Origin of the sequence: Kribbella speibonae (assembly GCF_004331375.1) — a bacterium.
Lineage (GTDB): Bacteria > Actinomycetota > Actinomycetes > Propionibacteriales > Kribbellaceae > Kribbella > Kribbella sindirgiensis.
On sequence record NZ_SJKC01000005.1, the window covers coordinates 207,085 to 220,696 of the forward strand.

General features: G+C 68.6%; 17 protein-coding genes. 8 read left to right on the forward strand and 9 right to left on the reverse strand.

Annotated features, from left to right (window positions below; translation table 11 throughout):
• Positions 1–52 precede the first annotated feature (52 nt).
• A complete protein-coding gene (locus E0H92_RS32190) occupies positions 53–532 on the forward strand; it encodes an FxsA family protein (RefSeq protein ID WP_131498899.1) in 480 nt (159 codons plus the stop codon).
• A 50-nt stretch (positions 533–582) separates the two neighbouring features.
• On the opposite strand, the gene E0H92_RS32195 is transcribed toward E0H92_RS32190, so the two are convergent.
• Positions 583–1,362, reverse strand: a complete 780-nt coding sequence (locus E0H92_RS32195; RefSeq protein WP_131498900.1) for a glucose 1-dehydrogenase — start codon at positions 1,360–1,362, stop codon at positions 583–585.
• Positions 1,363–1,485: 123 nt separating this feature from the next.
• Here E0H92_RS32195 and E0H92_RS32200 point away from each other — a divergent pair, with 123 nt between their 5' ends.
• Positions 1,486–2,112 (forward strand): TetR/AcrR family transcriptional regulator, encoded by a 627-nt coding sequence (locus tag E0H92_RS32200; protein WP_131498901.1) that lies wholly within the window; start codon positions 1,486–1,488, stop codon positions 2,110–2,112.
• 35 nt (positions 2,113–2,147) lie between these two features.
• On the opposite strand, the gene E0H92_RS32205 is transcribed toward E0H92_RS32200, so the two are convergent.
• A complete protein-coding gene (locus tag E0H92_RS32205) occupies positions 2,148–2,996 on the reverse strand; it encodes a LysR family transcriptional regulator (RefSeq protein WP_131498902.1) in 849 nt (282 codons plus the stop codon).
• A gap of 82 nt (positions 2,997–3,078) precedes the next feature.
• On the opposite strand from E0H92_RS32205, the gene E0H92_RS32210 reads away from it, so the two are divergent.
• The gene (locus E0H92_RS32210; RefSeq protein WP_131498903.1) at positions 3,079–3,969 is read left to right on the forward strand and encodes an MBL fold metallo-hydrolase; all 891 of its coding nucleotides are present in this window, start codon (positions 3,079–3,081) and stop codon (positions 3,967–3,969) included.
• 40 nt (positions 3,970–4,009) lie between these two features.
• Here the strand turns inward: E0H92_RS32210 and E0H92_RS32215 are convergent, their stop codons facing one another.
• From E0H92_RS32215 to E0H92_RS32235, 5 genes are all read right to left on the reverse strand, one after another.
• Positions 4,010–4,579 (reverse strand): hypothetical protein, encoded by a 570-nt coding sequence (locus tag E0H92_RS32215; RefSeq protein WP_131498904.1) that lies wholly within the window; start codon positions 4,577–4,579, stop codon positions 4,010–4,012.
• Between the two features lie 10 nt (positions 4,580–4,589).
• The gene (locus E0H92_RS32220) at positions 4,590–5,219 is read right to left on the reverse strand and encodes a hypothetical protein (RefSeq protein WP_131498905.1); all 630 of its coding nucleotides are present in this window, start codon (positions 5,217–5,219) and stop codon (positions 4,590–4,592) included.
• Between the two features lie 107 nt (positions 5,220–5,326).
• The gene (locus E0H92_RS32225) at positions 5,327–6,481 is read right to left on the reverse strand and encodes an SGNH/GDSL hydrolase family protein (protein WP_131498906.1); all 1,155 of its coding nucleotides are present in this window, start codon (positions 6,479–6,481) and stop codon (positions 5,327–5,329) included.
• 1 nt (position 6,482) lies between these two features.
• Positions 6,483–7,046 (reverse strand): TetR/AcrR family transcriptional regulator, encoded by a 564-nt coding sequence (locus E0H92_RS32230; protein WP_131498907.1) that lies wholly within the window; start codon positions 7,044–7,046, stop codon positions 6,483–6,485.
• 90 nt (positions 7,047–7,136) lie between these two features.
• Positions 7,137–7,508: an RNA polymerase-binding protein RbpA gene (locus tag E0H92_RS32235; RefSeq protein ID WP_131296220.1), complete on the reverse strand. Its 372-nt coding sequence runs from the start codon at positions 7,506–7,508 to the stop codon at positions 7,137–7,139.
• 246 nt (positions 7,509–7,754) lie between these two features.
• Between E0H92_RS32235 and E0H92_RS32240 the strand changes: the two genes are divergently transcribed.
• Genes E0H92_RS32240 through E0H92_RS32255 form a run of 4 tightly spaced genes read left to right on the forward strand, consistent with a single transcriptional unit; the run spans position 7,755 to position 11,603 of the window.
• Complete coding sequence (locus E0H92_RS32240) at positions 7,755–9,122, forward strand: efflux RND transporter periplasmic adaptor subunit (RefSeq protein WP_131498908.1); 1,368 nt, start codon at positions 7,755–7,757, stop codon at positions 9,120–9,122.
• The gene (locus tag E0H92_RS32245) at positions 9,112–9,804 is read left to right on the forward strand and encodes an ABC transporter ATP-binding protein (RefSeq protein WP_131498909.1); all 693 of its coding nucleotides are present in this window, start codon (positions 9,112–9,114) and stop codon (positions 9,802–9,804) included. The genes E0H92_RS32240 and E0H92_RS32245 overlap by 11 nt, the downstream gene beginning before the upstream one ends.
• Positions 9,804–11,039: an ABC transporter permease gene (locus E0H92_RS32250; protein ID WP_131498910.1), complete on the forward strand. Its 1,236-nt coding sequence runs from the start codon at positions 9,804–9,806 to the stop codon at positions 11,037–11,039. The genes E0H92_RS32245 and E0H92_RS32250 overlap by 1 nt, the downstream gene beginning before the upstream one ends.
• 12 nt (positions 11,040–11,051) lie before the next feature.
• Positions 11,052–11,603 carry a hypothetical protein gene (locus E0H92_RS32255; RefSeq protein WP_131498911.1) on the forward strand — a complete coding sequence of 184 codons (552 nt, stop codon included), beginning with the start codon at positions 11,052–11,054 and terminating at the stop codon, positions 11,601–11,603.
• Between the two features lie 48 nt (positions 11,604–11,651).
• Here E0H92_RS32255 and E0H92_RS32260 read toward each other — a convergent pair whose 3' ends face one another.
• The gene (locus E0H92_RS32260; RefSeq protein WP_238173689.1) at positions 11,652–12,059 is read right to left on the reverse strand and encodes a bleomycin resistance protein; all 408 of its coding nucleotides are present in this window, start codon (positions 12,057–12,059) and stop codon (positions 11,652–11,654) included.
• 12 nt (positions 12,060–12,071) lie between these two features.
• Positions 12,072–12,905 (reverse strand): class I SAM-dependent methyltransferase, encoded by an 834-nt coding sequence (locus E0H92_RS32265; protein WP_202873940.1) that lies wholly within the window; start codon positions 12,903–12,905, stop codon positions 12,072–12,074.
• 50 nt (positions 12,906–12,955) lie between these two features.
• Between E0H92_RS32265 and E0H92_RS32270 the strand changes: the two genes are divergently transcribed.
• The gene (locus E0H92_RS32270; protein WP_131498913.1) at positions 12,956–13,534 is read left to right on the forward strand and encodes a TetR/AcrR family transcriptional regulator; all 579 of its coding nucleotides are present in this window, start codon (positions 12,956–12,958) and stop codon (positions 13,532–13,534) included.
• The last annotated feature ends 78 nt before the right edge of the window (positions 13,535–13,612 follow it).

A 13,612-nucleotide genomic window follows, 5' to 3' on the forward strand; every position in this document is an offset into this window, starting at 1 on the left:
GTTGTTCCCACTCGTTCCGTACGCTGGTGTCTCAGGCTGGAAGGGGTAGGACATGCCGTGGTTCGTGGCGCTGGCGTTGCTGGTAGTGCCGATTGCGGAGATCTTCGTGATCATCCAGGTCGGTCAGGTGATCGGCGGCTGGCCGACGGTCGGCCTGCTGCTGGTGGAGAGCGCACTCGGCGCGTGGCTGATCAAGCGCGAAGGCCGGCGGGCCTGGCGGGCCCTGCAGAGCTCGTTCGAGACCGGGAAGATGCCCGGCCGCGAGCTCGCTGACGCGGCCTTGGTCCTGGTCGGCGGGACGCTCCTGCTCACCCCCGGTTTCCTCACCGACATCTTCGGCTTCTTCTTCGTCCTCCCCTTCACCCGCCCCCTCGCCCGCCGCGCCATGACCGCCTTCTTCGGCCGCCGCGTAACCACCCACCTAGCCACCCCCGGCTTCACCACCTTCATCCCCGGCCCCACCACCCCCAGCCCCCACCGCCCCACCGACGACGTAATCCAAGGCGAAGTAATCGACCCCGACAAGAAGTAACCCACGCGGGCATCAGGCGGGTGACAGCCCAGGCTTCGAGTCGTGTTGGCTCATGCGGTCTCGGTCTGGAGGGCGGGGCCGAGGAGGAGTCCACCGTCGATGACGTACTCCGCACCCGTGACGAACGAGGCGTCCGATGACGTGAGGAAGAGGAGGAGCCGGGTGACGTCGGTCGGCTCTCCGAGCCGTGGGATGGCGAACGGGGCGGGTGAGTAGAAGTCGGCGATGGCCGCGGTAGCGCCGGCTGCCGGCTCATGGATGAAGGAGGTCGCGATCACGCCGGGGTGGATGGTGTTCACCCGGATGTGGTCGCGGCCAAGCTCGAGTGCGGCTGTCTGGGTGAGGCCTCGCACGGCCCACTTGCTGGCAACGTACGGCGCGTAGTGAGCCGTTCCACCCAGGCCCATGGTCGAGGCGATGTTGACGATGGCTCCCCCTCCTGCGCGACGCAGCGCGGGGGCCGCAACCTTGAGGCCGAGGAAGGTCCCGGTGAGATTGATGTCGAGGATTCGCGACCACGTGGCCCGGTCCGTCTCTTCGATGGTGGCCGGCGGGTTCTGGACGCCCGCGTTGTTGACGAGCACGTTCAGGGCGCCGAAGGCGCGCTCAGCGGCTCGCACAGCAGCGGACCACGAACTCTCGTCGGTCACGTCAAGCCGGATGAAGCGAGCGCGGATCCCGAGCTCGTCGGCGAGGGCGGCGCCGCGTTCGGCATCGATGCCGCCGATCGCCACGTTCGCTCCCTCCGCGTGAAAGGCGCGTACGTGGCTCGAGCCCTGGCCGCCGGTCCCACCGGTCACGAGCACGGTCTGGTTGTCGAAGCGGGGCATCAGATGTTCCTTCGGTCTGAGGGAGCCGGCCGGAGCCGATGGTGAGTCGACCGACTCACCATGGCCTGGATGCTAAATCGGTCCGAGTGGTGAGTCAAGCCACTCACCTCGTATGCTCGCTGCATGAGCGGAGCTGCGACGACGTACCACCAGCGCGTCGCCCAGGAGAAGCGCGCGATGATCGTGGCGGCCGCGACCGCACTGTTTCTCGAGCTGGGCTACGACCGGACATCGCTCGCGCGGATCGCCGAGCGGTCGGGCGTTTCGCGAGCCACCTTGTTCAAGCAGTTCCCGAGCAAGGCTGCCCTCTTCGACGCCATCGTGACCGAGTCCTGGTCGAGCGCTGACGAAGAGGATCCTCCGCCGGCAGGCAACGTCGTCGACGGGCTCGGCATCATCGGTCGCCGTTACGCGGAACTGCTGGGCCGTGCCCAAATGGCCGACCTGTTCAGGATCGTCATCGCCGAGCTTCCGCGATTCCCTGAGCTCGCTCATGCGCAGTTCTCCCACGGGAAGATGCCCTACTTCGAGTCCGTACGCAGCTACCTCCTGGCTGAGCACGAGGCAGGAACGGTGCAGGTCGAGGACGTGGACCTCGCTGCCACCCAGTTCCTGGGCATGATCTCCAACTATGTCTTCTGGCCGACACTCCTGATACCGAGCTGGGAGGTGAGCGCCGACCGCGTCGCACAGGTAGTCGACGAGGCCGTCCGCACCATCGCCGCCCGGTACGCCGCAACTGGGCCATGATCGTCGACCAACGGCTGAGCCCCAAGCCTGTCCGGTCAGGGGCGGTAGATGGATTTTGCTGTTTGGAGGAAGGACCGGGTCAGAGGGGTTGATTCGGTCCAGGCGATGACGAGGGGGCTGGGTGGGAGGTCCTGGATCGGGATGGTGACTAGTTCGTTGCCGGGGTTGTGGGTGGTGAGGGGGGCCAGGCCTACGGTGCCGTTCCAGAGGACGGACTGGAGGCATTCCTGGACGGCTCGGACGATCGGGCCCTGGCGGGGCTCGCCGCCGTTCCAGTAGGACTGCCAGTGGGGGTCGGTGCCGGCGGGGAACTGGAACCAGCGGCGGCCTTCGAGGTCGGCGAGTTTCAGTTCGTCGCGGCTGGCCAGCGGGTCGTCGGCGCGGAGTACGGCGCCCACCGGGTCGGAGCGCAGTTCGTGGACGCGCAGACCGGTCTCGTCGAACGGGCCGCGGGTGAGGGCGACGTCGACGAGACCGGCGCGGAGTCCGCAGGTCGGGTCGGTGAGGTCGGCCTCGCGGATGTGTACGTCGACGTTCGGGTGGCGTCGGCGATAGACCGCGGCGAGACGTGAGATGTCCGGGTCCTGGCTGTCGCTGAGGATGCCGACGGTGAGCGTCGCGGTCCCGGCCGCGGCGGCGACCCGGGCGCGGACCTGCTCGGTCTGCTCCAGAAGCGCCCGGGCCTCCTTGAGTAGCGCCGACCCGGCTGCGGTGAGACTGACCCCGCCGGATGACCGGCGGAACAGCGGCGTACCGAGGTCGGCTTCGAGTTGCTGGATCGCCCGGCTGAGCGGCGGCTGGCTCATGTGCAGCCGCGCCGCGGCCCGCCCGAAGTGCAGCTCTTCGGCGACCGCCACGAAGTACCGCAAGGTCCGCAGTTCCATCACCTGCGACGATACCCGCTGGGTATCGACAATGCGGGACCGGTCTTGGACGCGCCGCCCCGTCCGGTGCTGAGCTGAACCCATGCCCGACTACCCGTACGCCGATCCGCTCGTCGACCTCGCCGACGTCCAGGAACTCGTCCGCGACCTCGTCGTGATCCCGAACCGCAACGTCGACCTCGTCCCCAACATCGGCCTCATCGGCGGCACCCAGGCGGTCCTCGTCGTCGACACCGGCCTCGGCCCGCGGAACGCGGAGCAGGTCCTGCGGTTCGCCACGTCGTACGCGAACGGCCGGCGGCTCTACCTGACAACGACGCATTTCCACCCCGAGCATGCGTTCGGCGCGCAGGTGTTTGCGGGCGAAGCGACGTACCTGCTGAACACCGCGCAGGCCGACGACCTCGCGACCAAGGGCGACGGCTACCTGGGCATGTTCCGGCAGCTCGGCGAGCCGGTCGCGCGTGAGCTGGAAGGGGTTCGCATCCCGGTCCCCGACCAGACGTACGACGGTACGTACGAGCTCGACCTCGGCGGCCGGACCGTGCAGCTCCGCCCGACCGGACGGGCGCACAGCAAGGGCGATCAGGTCATCACGGTTCCCGACGCCGGCGTCCTGTTCACCGGCGACCTGGCCGAGACGGACCAGTTCGCGATCTTCCCGTGGTTCCCGCCGTACGACGTCGACGTGTCCGGCGTCCGCTGGATCGAGGTCCTGAACCGCCTCGCCGCCGAGAACCACCAGATCGTCGTCCCCGGCCACGGCGCGGTCGGCAACACACAACTCCTCGCCCAGGTCCGCGACTACCTCGTCGAACTCCGCGACGAGACCTGGACACGCCGCGACACCGGCCTCCCCGAGGAAACAACCGCCGCCGAGATCCGCACCCTGATGATCGAGCGCCACCCAGACTGGCGCCTCCCAGAGTGGATCGACCGCGGCGTCAGCTGCCTCTGCGCAGAACAGCCTTGAGAATCCGCAGACGGCGTCACCAGGGCTGGGTGAGCTCGTCTCAAGTGGAGAACGTCGCCTTCGCCAGGATCTTCTCGTGGGCCAGCCCGGCGCCGATGTGGACAAGTGCGGCACCAGGTGCGCCCCACGCAAGGAACGTCACCAACGCCTCGTCATCAGGATCCAGCGCATCAGGGTCTGTCGGCGGGTTCCAGATTCCGGTGCCGACGTCGATGGCTTCGCTCAGTGCGACAGCCACCAGAACGTAGCCGGCGACGATGAGCAGCCGGCCGCCACGATCCCTCGCACCTCGCCGCTTCGCGCCTCGCCAGATGTAGGCGCCGATGGTCAGGATCATTGCGCCCCAGACCACGGCCCCAGCTGCGTCGGCGATGGCCCGGGCGCCAGGCACGCTGTAGGGATCGGGCAGATCCATGGTCGCCAGGACGGCGCCGACACCACGGATCGTGTTGATGAGTCCCAACACCATGACCGCCAAGCCCAGGACCCGGAAGATCGGGTTCGCAGGGCTGGGAGCTGGGTCTGGCTCCGGCGGCAGGAGCATGCGTACGGCGGCGTCCAGCAGGAGTGATCCGAGGACGATCAGTGCGAGGGGAACGACGAGCGCCATGACAGTCCCGCTACTTCACCTGGCAGCTGTGCAGCGCGAGCTGGACGGCCACCCGGTTGAAGTCGGCACGGTACTGATCGGCGTTGTCCCAGCCTTGGTCGTAGCCGATTTTGTCGCCGGTGCGGAGCGCGGTGGCTGCGCTGTTGAGACTGTCCGCTGTATTACCGATCCGGAATACGAGTTGGGAATGTTTGCCTGGATCTGGAGCATCACGCGTGAGGGTGTCAAGATTCGTCGCCAACTGCTCAAGAACGGCGGCGAGATCAAACGTGTAGTTGATGCGTTCGTCATCGGTTGTCGGCTGGACGAGCGCATTGATTTGACTCGCAGACGCCGCGCAGTACGACGCAGCCTGACGCGCGTAAGCCTGAGCGGATGGTGTTGTCTCGGGCGCCGTTACTGGTCCAGTTGATTCCGGTCGCGGACTCGGCGGCGCCGGTTGGCTGGTCGTGGGTCCTGGTAGCGGCGTGCCGCCTTCGACAGGGCGTCCGAAGACAACGAAGCCGACCACGACCAGGGCCAGACCGACGATCGCCAAAACCCATCGCAACGCCGGTGAAGTCAGTGCCGGTACCTCGACGTTGATGAACCGAAGGCCATTCGTGATTGCGGCGACAAGGCTCACCGCTCCGAGCAGCACAATTGTTATACCTGCGGTCTCCACTGGTCGCCCCCCGGCTCCCCAGGTCACTGTCTACGGTGCACCTGTTTCGCCTTGGAAACAACCGGAATTCAGCAATGGCAGGGTCAAGCGGAAAACGGTCCTTTGGGCTCGAACGCGTGCTGCACGAATCGCGTCGCGATGAGTTCGAGGGTGGGGGCGTCGGGGTGGAGGTCGTCGGGGAGGGGGTGGGCGAGGTTGTCTGGGGCGCCGTAGAGGGTGCGGCCGTCGAGGTGGTGGAGGTTGGGGTCGGTGAGGGCTCGTTGGGTGAGGATGCGGGACAGTTCGGTGCGGATGATCGAGAGGGTGAGTTTGCCGGCTGGGATCTCGTCGGGGTTGCCGCTGGCCGTGAAGCGGAGTTCGCCGGCGGCCAGTGCGGAGAGGTCCCAGTTGGTCGGGCCGGGGGTGTCCTCGTGGATCGGGCAGAGGATGGGGGAGACGACCAGCAGGGGCGTGTCGGGGTGGCCGTCGCGGATGGTGTCGAGGAAGCCGTGGACGGCGGGGGTGAAGCTGCGGAGGCGGAGCCCGTCGCTGTTGACGATGTTGATGCCGAGTTTGAGGCTGATCAGGTCCGCGGGCGTGTCGCGGATCGTGCGGGCGATGAACGGCTGCAGGTACGAGCTGCCGCCGAAGCCGAGGTTGACGAGTTCGACGCCGGCCTGAGCGGCGACCAGGGCCGGCCAGGTGCCGGTCGGGTGGGTGGCGTTCGACCCGTGGCTGATCGAGCTTCCGTGGTGCAGCCAGACCCGCCGCGTGACCGGCACCGGCTCCACCGGAGCGTCGGTGCGCAGGGTAACGAGTTCGGTGGTCTCGTCGTGCGGCAACCAGATCTCGACGGTCTTCGGTACGGCGGCCAGCCCGTCGACTCGCAGCGTCTCAGCGTGCCCCGCGCGGGTCGACGTGGCGCCCGTCATCAGGTCGATGGTGATCACGTCGCCGCCGGTCGCAGTGAGCTGCGTCACCAGCCGTCCGTCGACGAGTACGTCGTACACGCCGTCCGGGCGCGGGGGAGCGCCGACGTAGTCCCGCTTCGTCGGCAGTGTCTCGAGCTCGATGACGGTGGCCGCCGTACGGAAGACGAGGCGTACGCCGGAGGGCTGCGACTCGACCATCGACATCTGGCCGTCGTCGTACTGCGTTCGCGCCCAGGCCGGAAGGCGGTGTGGAAGGACGCCGCGAGGGGTCTGCTCGAGGTCGAGCGCACCGCGAAGCAGGTCGGTGGTGATCGGGGTGGTGTACATGTCAGCTCCAGCTGCGGAGGAGGGTGTCGAGGGCGTCGATGATGCGTGGCCAGCTGTCGCCGGCGCTCGGCTCGCTGTGCGCGAAGGATCCGGCGAGCTCGAGGGTGATGTAGCCGTGGATCGTGCTGCCGAGGAGGCGGACGGCGTCGGTCTGGGCGGGTTCGCCGAGGTCGTAGCCCCGGAGGACCGCTCGGACGAGTTCAGAGTGCCGCCGCCCAGCAGCCACGTACGGCTCCGAGGCAGCGGCGGTGTGGCGGGTGGCGGCGTAGCGGCCTGGGTGAGCGCGTGCGTAGTCGCGGTAGACGTCGGCGAGGGCGTGCAGGGCGTCGCGGCCGGCCCGCCCGGCGAGGGCGGCGGCAGCCTGGTCGGCCAGCTCCGTGAGGGTGACCGTGGCGATGCGGGCCTTCAGGTCGTCGGAGCTGCGAACGTGCGAGTACAGGCTCGCCACCTGGACGCCGAAGTGCCGGGCCAGCGCCGACACGGTGACCTGCTCGAAGCCGACCTCGTCGGCCAGCTCGGCCCCGGCCTGCGCGAGCCGCGCACCGCTCAACCCCACTCTTGCCATAGCTTATTATGGAATTGCCTAAAGGCTCTAGGCAAATCAGGACAACAAGAAGCCCTCACCGCGCCGTTGCGGTGAGGGCTTCCCGATGGATCAGGCGGTGCGCTTGGTCCGGTGCAGGTGCGCGGGGCCGATCTCGCCCTTGCGGAGCAGCTCGACCCGCTCGGCCAGCAGCTCCTCCAGTTCGGAGATGCTCCGGCGCTCGCGCAGCATGTCCCAGTGCGTACGCGCCGGCTTCTCCTGCTTCGGCTCGGGCTTCTCGCCGGTGGACCGGGCGGCCTCGCTGCCGCAGTGCGGGCATTCCCAGATCGCGGGAACCTCGGCGTCGTGCGCCATCGTCACCTCGACCACGTGACCGCGGGGGCAGTCGTACGTGATCATCTGGCGCGGCGCGAACTCGACACCGCGGTCATCCTCGAAGCTGACCCCACCCAGCCCCGAACCACGCAGTACGCGATTAGACATGTCAAACCTCCGAGATCGTCATCCGAGCCAACGGTCGGCCGGCCCGGATCATTCCCATTTTGGCATGTCCGAGCAATATGTACGCACCTGACACCGAGGTCGTGACCTGCTGTCATCGACTGTTTACGGACCACGGTGTGTCGCAAGCCGCCCGAAGTACGACGCACCGAATCGATACCTGGTTCACAGCCTGTTGCCAGGATTCGAGGATCTCCTCCTCAGCAATCGTCCCTAGCCTCAGCGTCCATGGTGCTACCCCGCCACAAGCTCCGTGGCCTCAGTTTCGTGAACGTGGCCCTGGTGGCCATCGTGCTCGCCATCGCCCTCACTGCCTACTTCCTGTTCTTCAAGAAGGATCCGCCGGCCGCCAGCGCGACCCGGCCCTCGGTGGCCGTGCAGCGGGGTGAGGTGACCGCGAGTGTCAGCTCGAGCGGCACGCTGCAGAGCTCCCAGACCGCGTCCCCGCAGTTCGAGACGTCCGGCACGGTGACGCAGGTGCTCGTGAAGGTCGGCCAGGTGGTGACGAAGGGCGCCGCGATCGCGAAGGTCGACCCGGCCGCCGCCGAGCGGCAGTTGCGGATCGCCCAGCAGAACCAGATCGCGTCGGCGAACTCGGTCACCGCGGCCGAGGAGACGCTCAGCGACGCCCAGGAAGCCCTCGAGGAGGCCGAGGAAGCCTCCGCCTCACCCTCGCCGACGCCGACCCCGAGCAACGGCCAGCAACAGCAGACCCAGCAGTCTCAAGGTCAGGGTCAGAGTCAGAGTCCGGAAGTTGCCGTCAGCAACGCCGAGGCGAGTCTGGCGAAGGCGAAGGCGGACAAGGAACAGTCCGACCAGAACGTCGAGGCGGCGCAGGCCGCGGTCGACGCGACCACGCTCAAGGCGCCGATCGCCGGCACCATCACCGCGATCAACGGCTCGGTCGGCTCGGTCGCGGGCGGTTCCAGCTCGAACTCCAGCTCGAACTCCAGTTCCGGTTCAGCCGGGCAGGGGTCAACCTCAGGTCAAGGTTCAGCCTCAACCTCCACCACCACGTCCGGCACCGGGTTCGTCGACATGGCCGATCTGAAGTCGCTGCAGGTCGTGGCCGCGTTCGCCGAGGCGGACGCGATCAAGATCAAGGCCGGCCAGACCGCGACGGTCACCCTGAACGCCGAGCCCGGTACGACGCTCACCGCCTCGCTGGCGACCGTGTCCCCGACGCCGACCACCACGAACGGCGTGGTCTCGTACTCGGCCACCTTCAGCCTCGCCAAGCTCCCGGCCAACGCCCGGATGGGTCAGACCGCGAACGTCACGGTCCAGACCGCGAAGGCGGCCAACGCCCTGTACGTCCCGAGCACGGCGATCGCGACCAGCGGTACGACGTACACGGTGACGATGGCCGACGGGAGCGGGACGCGTGAGGTGCAGGTCGGCGTCCGGGGCGACAGCTACACCCAGATCACGTCGGGCCTGAACGAAGGCGACCAGGTCGAGCTGCTGCAGGGCGCGATCGGCGGCACCGGGACGCAGAACGGCCAGAACCGGCAAGGTCAGCAGCCGGGCGGCGGCCAGTTCCCCGGCCAGGGCGTCGGTCAGGGCACCGGCGCCGGAGGCTTCCGTGGCCGCTGAGTCCCTGATCGAGATCCGGGAGGTCACCAAGACGTACGGCCAGGGCGAGACCGCGGTGCACGCGCTTCGAGGCGTGTCGCTGCGGATCGAGGCCGGCGAGTACGTCGCGGTGATGGGCTCGTCCGGATCCGGCAAGTCGACGTTGATGAACATCCTCGGCTGCCTCGACGTACCGTCCCGCGGGGAGTACTGGCTCGACGGCAGCGACGTGGCCCGGCTGAGCGAGGACCAGCAGGCGCTCGTCCGCGGCCGGAAGATCGGGTTCATCTTCCAGTCGTTCAACCTGATCCCGCGGACGACGGCGCTCGCGAACGTCGAGCTTCCGCTCACCTACGCCCACCTGCGCCGCGGCGAACGCCGCAAGCGGGCCAACCGGGCGCTCGAACTCGTCGGTCTCGCCGACCGCACCGGGCACCGGCCGAACGAGCTGTCCGGCGGTCAGCAGCAGCGGGTGGCGATCGCCCGGGCGCTGGCGACCGGTCCGCGGATCCTGCTCGCCGACGAGCCGACCGGCAACCTCGACGCCCACTCGACCGACGAGGTACTCGGCATGTTCGACGACCTGCACGCCGACGGCCGAACCATCGTCGTGATCACCCACGAGCACGACGTCGCGGCCCGCGCCCGGCGGCTCGTACAGGTCTCCGACGGCCGGATCGTCTCCGACGAGGTGACCCGCTGATGTCTCCCCGCGACCTGATGGGCGCCGCGCTCCGCGGCCTCACGGCGAACAAACTGAGATCCCTCCTCACCGTCCTCGGCGTCTCGATCGGGGTCGGCGCCGTCATCGTGCTGGTTGCGGTCGGCAACGGCTCCGGGAAGGCGGTCCAGGACCGGCTGGAGGCGATGGGCACCAACCTGCTCACGGTCTCCACCACCGGCGGTGGCGGCGGCGGTTTCCAGCGCGGCCAGGCCGGACCTGCGGCTCAGCAGTACAGCCTGACCCTCGACGATGCGGCCGCGTTGGCCGACGCCCGGCTCGCGCCCGATGTCTCCGCGGTCGCCCCGGTGATGACGAGCAGCGGCGCGACGGCGACGAACGGCGACACCAGCTACACGGTGAGCCAGGTGATCGGTACGACCCCGGAGTACATGCCGGCCACCAACACACCGGTCGGGACCGGGGCGTCGTTCACCCAGGAAGACGTCGACACCTCGCAGCGGGTCATCCTGCTCGGGCAAACGACCGCGACCGAGCTGTTCACCCGGCCGGCGAGCGCGGTCGGCCAGACGATCAAGCTCGGCGCCGTGGACTTCGTCGTCCGCGGGGTGCTCGCGAGCAAGGACAGCACCGGCTTCAACGATCCGAACGCGACCGCGATCATGCCGATCAGCACGCTCCGCGCGACCCAGGCCGGCTACGGTCCCCTCAGCCAAATCGTCGTGCAGGCCAGCGCCACGGATCGGGTGGACATCGCGCAGGCCGAGGTCACGCAACTGCTGACCGCCCGGCACCAGGTGCCGGCGACCGAGACGTCGCCGTTCCGGATCACGAACTCGGCGCAGATCCTGCAGACCAGCCAGGACACCGCGGCGACGTTCACCGCCCTGCTCGCGACGGTGGCCGCGATCAGCCTCGTCGTCGGCGGGATCGGGGTCACCAACATCATGCTGGTCACGGTCACCGAGCGGACCCGGGAGATCGGGATCCGCAAGGCGCTCGGCGCCCGGCGGCGGACGATCCTCGGCCAGTTCCTGATCGAGGCGACACTGCTCAGCCTGATCGGCGGCGCGGTCGGGGTCGGCGCCGCGCTGATCGTCACCCGCTTCCAGCTGGCCGGCGTACAGCCGGTGCTCGTGCCGTCGTCGATCGGGCTCGCGCTGGGCGTGTCCGCGGCGGTCGGCCTGTTCTTCGGCAGCATGCCGGCGCACCGAGCCGCCGGTCTTCGTCCCATCGACGCACTACGGCATGAGTGAGAGGTCTTTCAGATGAGTAACCAGACGCCCGACGAGTTCGCCCAGATCGGGTCCGACGAGGAAGTCGACGCGGCGCTGAAGCCGAAGAAGACCCTCAGCCTCCCGCTGGCCACGGCGATCCTGACCGGCATCGTCGTACTCGCCGTCGGACTCGGCGGCGGCGCCGGACTGCATGCGGCGTTCGCGTCCGACAGCTCGTCGAACCAGCCGCAGGCAGGTGCGGGTGGCCGCGGGTACGGCGGGTTCCGGGGCCAGGGCTACGGGCAGAACGCGCCCGGTCAGGGACCTGGCGCGGCGCAAGGTGGTGGCGGGACGGTCGGCACCGTCGTCTCGGCGACCAGTTCCGAGCTGGTCGTGAAGACGCAGTCCGGCAACGTCACGGTGAAGCTCACCGGCGACACGACGTACGAGATCACCGCGAAGGGCACCGCGGCGGACCTGAAGGCGGGGGAGCAGGTCGTCGTCAGCGGCCAGAACGCCAACGGCACGATCACCGCGAACACGGTCCGCCAGGGCTCCTTCGGCGGCTTCCGCAACCCGACCGCGACCCCGTCCTCCCGCTGAGGATCCCCTCGATCCGTGCGCCCGGCCAGCACCCCGGCCGGGCGCACGTCAGCGGTGTCCGAGCGAGGCCTGGAACCGGAGCAGGTACCCGTCGGGGTCCGTCACCAGGAACTGCTCGACCCCCATCTCGCCGTCGCCGGTCCGGTACCACTTCGTCTCCGGCTGCATGAACAGCGCCCAGCCAGCCGCATTCAGCGACTCGACGAGTGGCGCGATCGCGGGTACGGCGATCTGGAAATTGACGCCGCGGCCCAGGGGTGGGCGTAGGCGTCCGGTGATCCAGTTCCGGCCGACGCCGACCTGCTCGAGCATGACGTGCGCGTCGCCCAGCGCGAGGTACGCGAAGCCTTCCTCCGGGCGGTCGTAGAGCACCTCGAACCCACACAGTTCGCACCAGAAATGCGTGCTGGCGGCAACGGACTTCACGAGGAGCTCTGGGACCAGGGTGGGGTTCACCACGGCATGGTGTCAGGTTCGGGTGGCGGTGAGGGCTACGGCGACGGAGTCGAGGGTGAAGGTGCCGCCGGCGGCGTCGATGGCGGTTCCGGTTCTGGTGAGGAGGGTGTCGAGTTTGCCGGCGGTGGCGAGGGGTTTGGCGATGCCGCTGGTGCGGAGTTGGTCGAGCCACTCGTCGCGGGTGTAGGTGCGGGACCACGGGAAGGTCGCGCGGGAGACGTCCGTGAAGGCGTCGGTCAGGTTGTCGGCGGTTCGGTCGAGGAACTGTTCGTACGCGCCGAGAGGTGACGCGGGGGCCGGGGTGTCGGGGAGTACGTCGCGTTGCACCTCCGCGAAGGCGGCGCCGAGGGCGGGTGGTGGTTGCAGGACGTACCAGAAGACGGCGAACGTGCCGCCGGGGCGGAGGATGCCAGCGGCCTTCGCGGCGCCGACGGCTGGGTCGATCCAGTGCCAGGTCATGCCGGCGACGAGCGCATCGAAAGTGCGGCCGTCCGGATCCCAGGTCTCGAAGGGGGAGACCTCGGCGTCGACGCTGGTCGACCGCGCGTACGCCGCCATTCGCTCGTCCACGTCGACGCCGAGGACCTGGCAGCCCGCCGCCTGGAGTTGGCGGGACAGGATGCCGGTACCACATCCGACGTCGAGGAAGTCGCGTCCAGGTGCGGCGGCGACGAGTGCGTCGATGAGGGCGGCCGGGTAGGACGGCCGAGCCCGGTCGTAGAGCGCCGCGTCGGCACCGAACGACTCAGCCATCTCCCGCCGCCGATGCGGGTCGACGTCGGCGGGCCGGGTCGGGTTGGGGACGGCGGGCCGATGCGGGGCAGGATTCGAGGGTAGAGTGGGCATGTGCCCACGGTAGTGGGCGGTTGCCCACTTGTGTCAAGGGACGGTGTGAGATGCCTACCGGCGTGGCGATGCGGGATGCGCGGGAGCAGCTGTTCGACGCGGCTGAGCGGGTGTTGCTGCGGGATGGTCCCGAGGCGCTCACGAGTCGTGCGGTGACGACCGAGGCCGGGTGCGCGAAAGGCCTGCTGCACAAGCACTTCACGGACTTCGACGGGTTCCTCGCGGAGCTCGTTCTCGACCGGATCCGCCGCCTCGACGTCCAGGCCGAGACACTGCTGAAGAGTGCGGGACAGGGGAGTGTCGTCGACAACCTCACCGCCATGCTGACCGACCTGTTCGGCTCGGTGGCGGTAGCGATCGTCAGCCTCACGATCTCCCGCGACGGCCTCCGCGCCCGTCTGCGCGAGGCCGTCCCGACCGGCGTACCGATCCTCAGCGAGGCCGGCCAGGTCATCCGGGATTACCTCGCCGCGGAGCAGACCTACGGCCGGATCCAGCCGGACGCGAACACCGACGTACTCGGCCTTACGCTGATCGGCTCGACACACATGATGTTCGCCGACCGCACCGGCATCCGCCCGTCGGCCGCCGACGTGCGTGCGTTCGTGAGTTCCGTCGTACCGGACTGACAGAGATCCGATGAGTCATTGACGCGTTCGTGCGGAAAGCGCTATCTTCCGACGAAATGAGGCTCAAAAAGTACTAAT

Bases quoted from the DNA above. Each gene is read 5' to 3' on its own strand.
- E0H92_RS32190 (WP_131498899.1), top strand. From the start codon at position 53: ATGCCGTGGTTCGTGGCGCTGGCGTTGCTGGTAGTGCCGATTGCGGAG.
- E0H92_RS32195 (WP_131498900.1), bottom strand. From the start codon at position 1,362: ATGCCCCGCTTCGACAACCAGACCGTGCTCGTGACCGGTGGGACCGGC.
- E0H92_RS32200 (WP_131498901.1), top strand. From the start codon at position 1,486: ATGAGCGGAGCTGCGACGACGTACCACCAGCGCGTCGCCCAGGAGAAG.
- E0H92_RS32205 (WP_131498902.1), bottom strand. From the start codon at position 2,996: ATGGAACTGCGGACCTTGCGGTACTTCGTGGCGGTCGCCGAAGAGCTG.
- E0H92_RS32210 (WP_131498903.1), top strand. From the start codon at position 3,079: ATGCCCGACTACCCGTACGCCGATCCGCTCGTCGACCTCGCCGACGTC.
- E0H92_RS32215 (WP_131498904.1), bottom strand. From the start codon at position 4,579: ATGGCGCTCGTCGTTCCCCTCGCACTGATCGTCCTCGGATCACTCCTG.
- E0H92_RS32225 (WP_131498906.1), bottom strand. From the start codon at position 6,481: ATGTACACCACCCCGATCACCACCGACCTGCTTCGCGGTGCGCTCGAC.
- E0H92_RS32230 (WP_131498907.1), bottom strand. From the start codon at position 7,046: ATGGCAAGAGTGGGGTTGAGCGGTGCGCGGCTCGCGCAGGCCGGGGCC.
- E0H92_RS32235 (WP_131296220.1), bottom strand. From the start codon at position 7,508: ATGTCTAATCGCGTACTGCGTGGTTCGGGGCTGGGTGGGGTCAGCTTC.
- E0H92_RS32240 (WP_131498908.1), top strand. From the start codon at position 7,755: ATGGTGCTACCCCGCCACAAGCTCCGTGGCCTCAGTTTCGTGAACGTG.
- E0H92_RS32250 (WP_131498910.1), top strand. From the start codon at position 9,804: ATGTCTCCCCGCGACCTGATGGGCGCCGCGCTCCGCGGCCTCACGGCG.
- E0H92_RS32255 (WP_131498911.1), top strand. From the start codon at position 11,052: ATGAGTAACCAGACGCCCGACGAGTTCGCCCAGATCGGGTCCGACGAG.
- E0H92_RS32265 (WP_202873940.1), bottom strand. From the start codon at position 12,905: ATGCCCACTCTACCCTCGAATCCTGCCCCGCATCGGCCCGCCGTCCCC.
- E0H92_RS32270 (WP_131498913.1), top strand. From the start codon at position 12,956: ATGCCTACCGGCGTGGCGATGCGGGATGCGCGGGAGCAGCTGTTCGAC.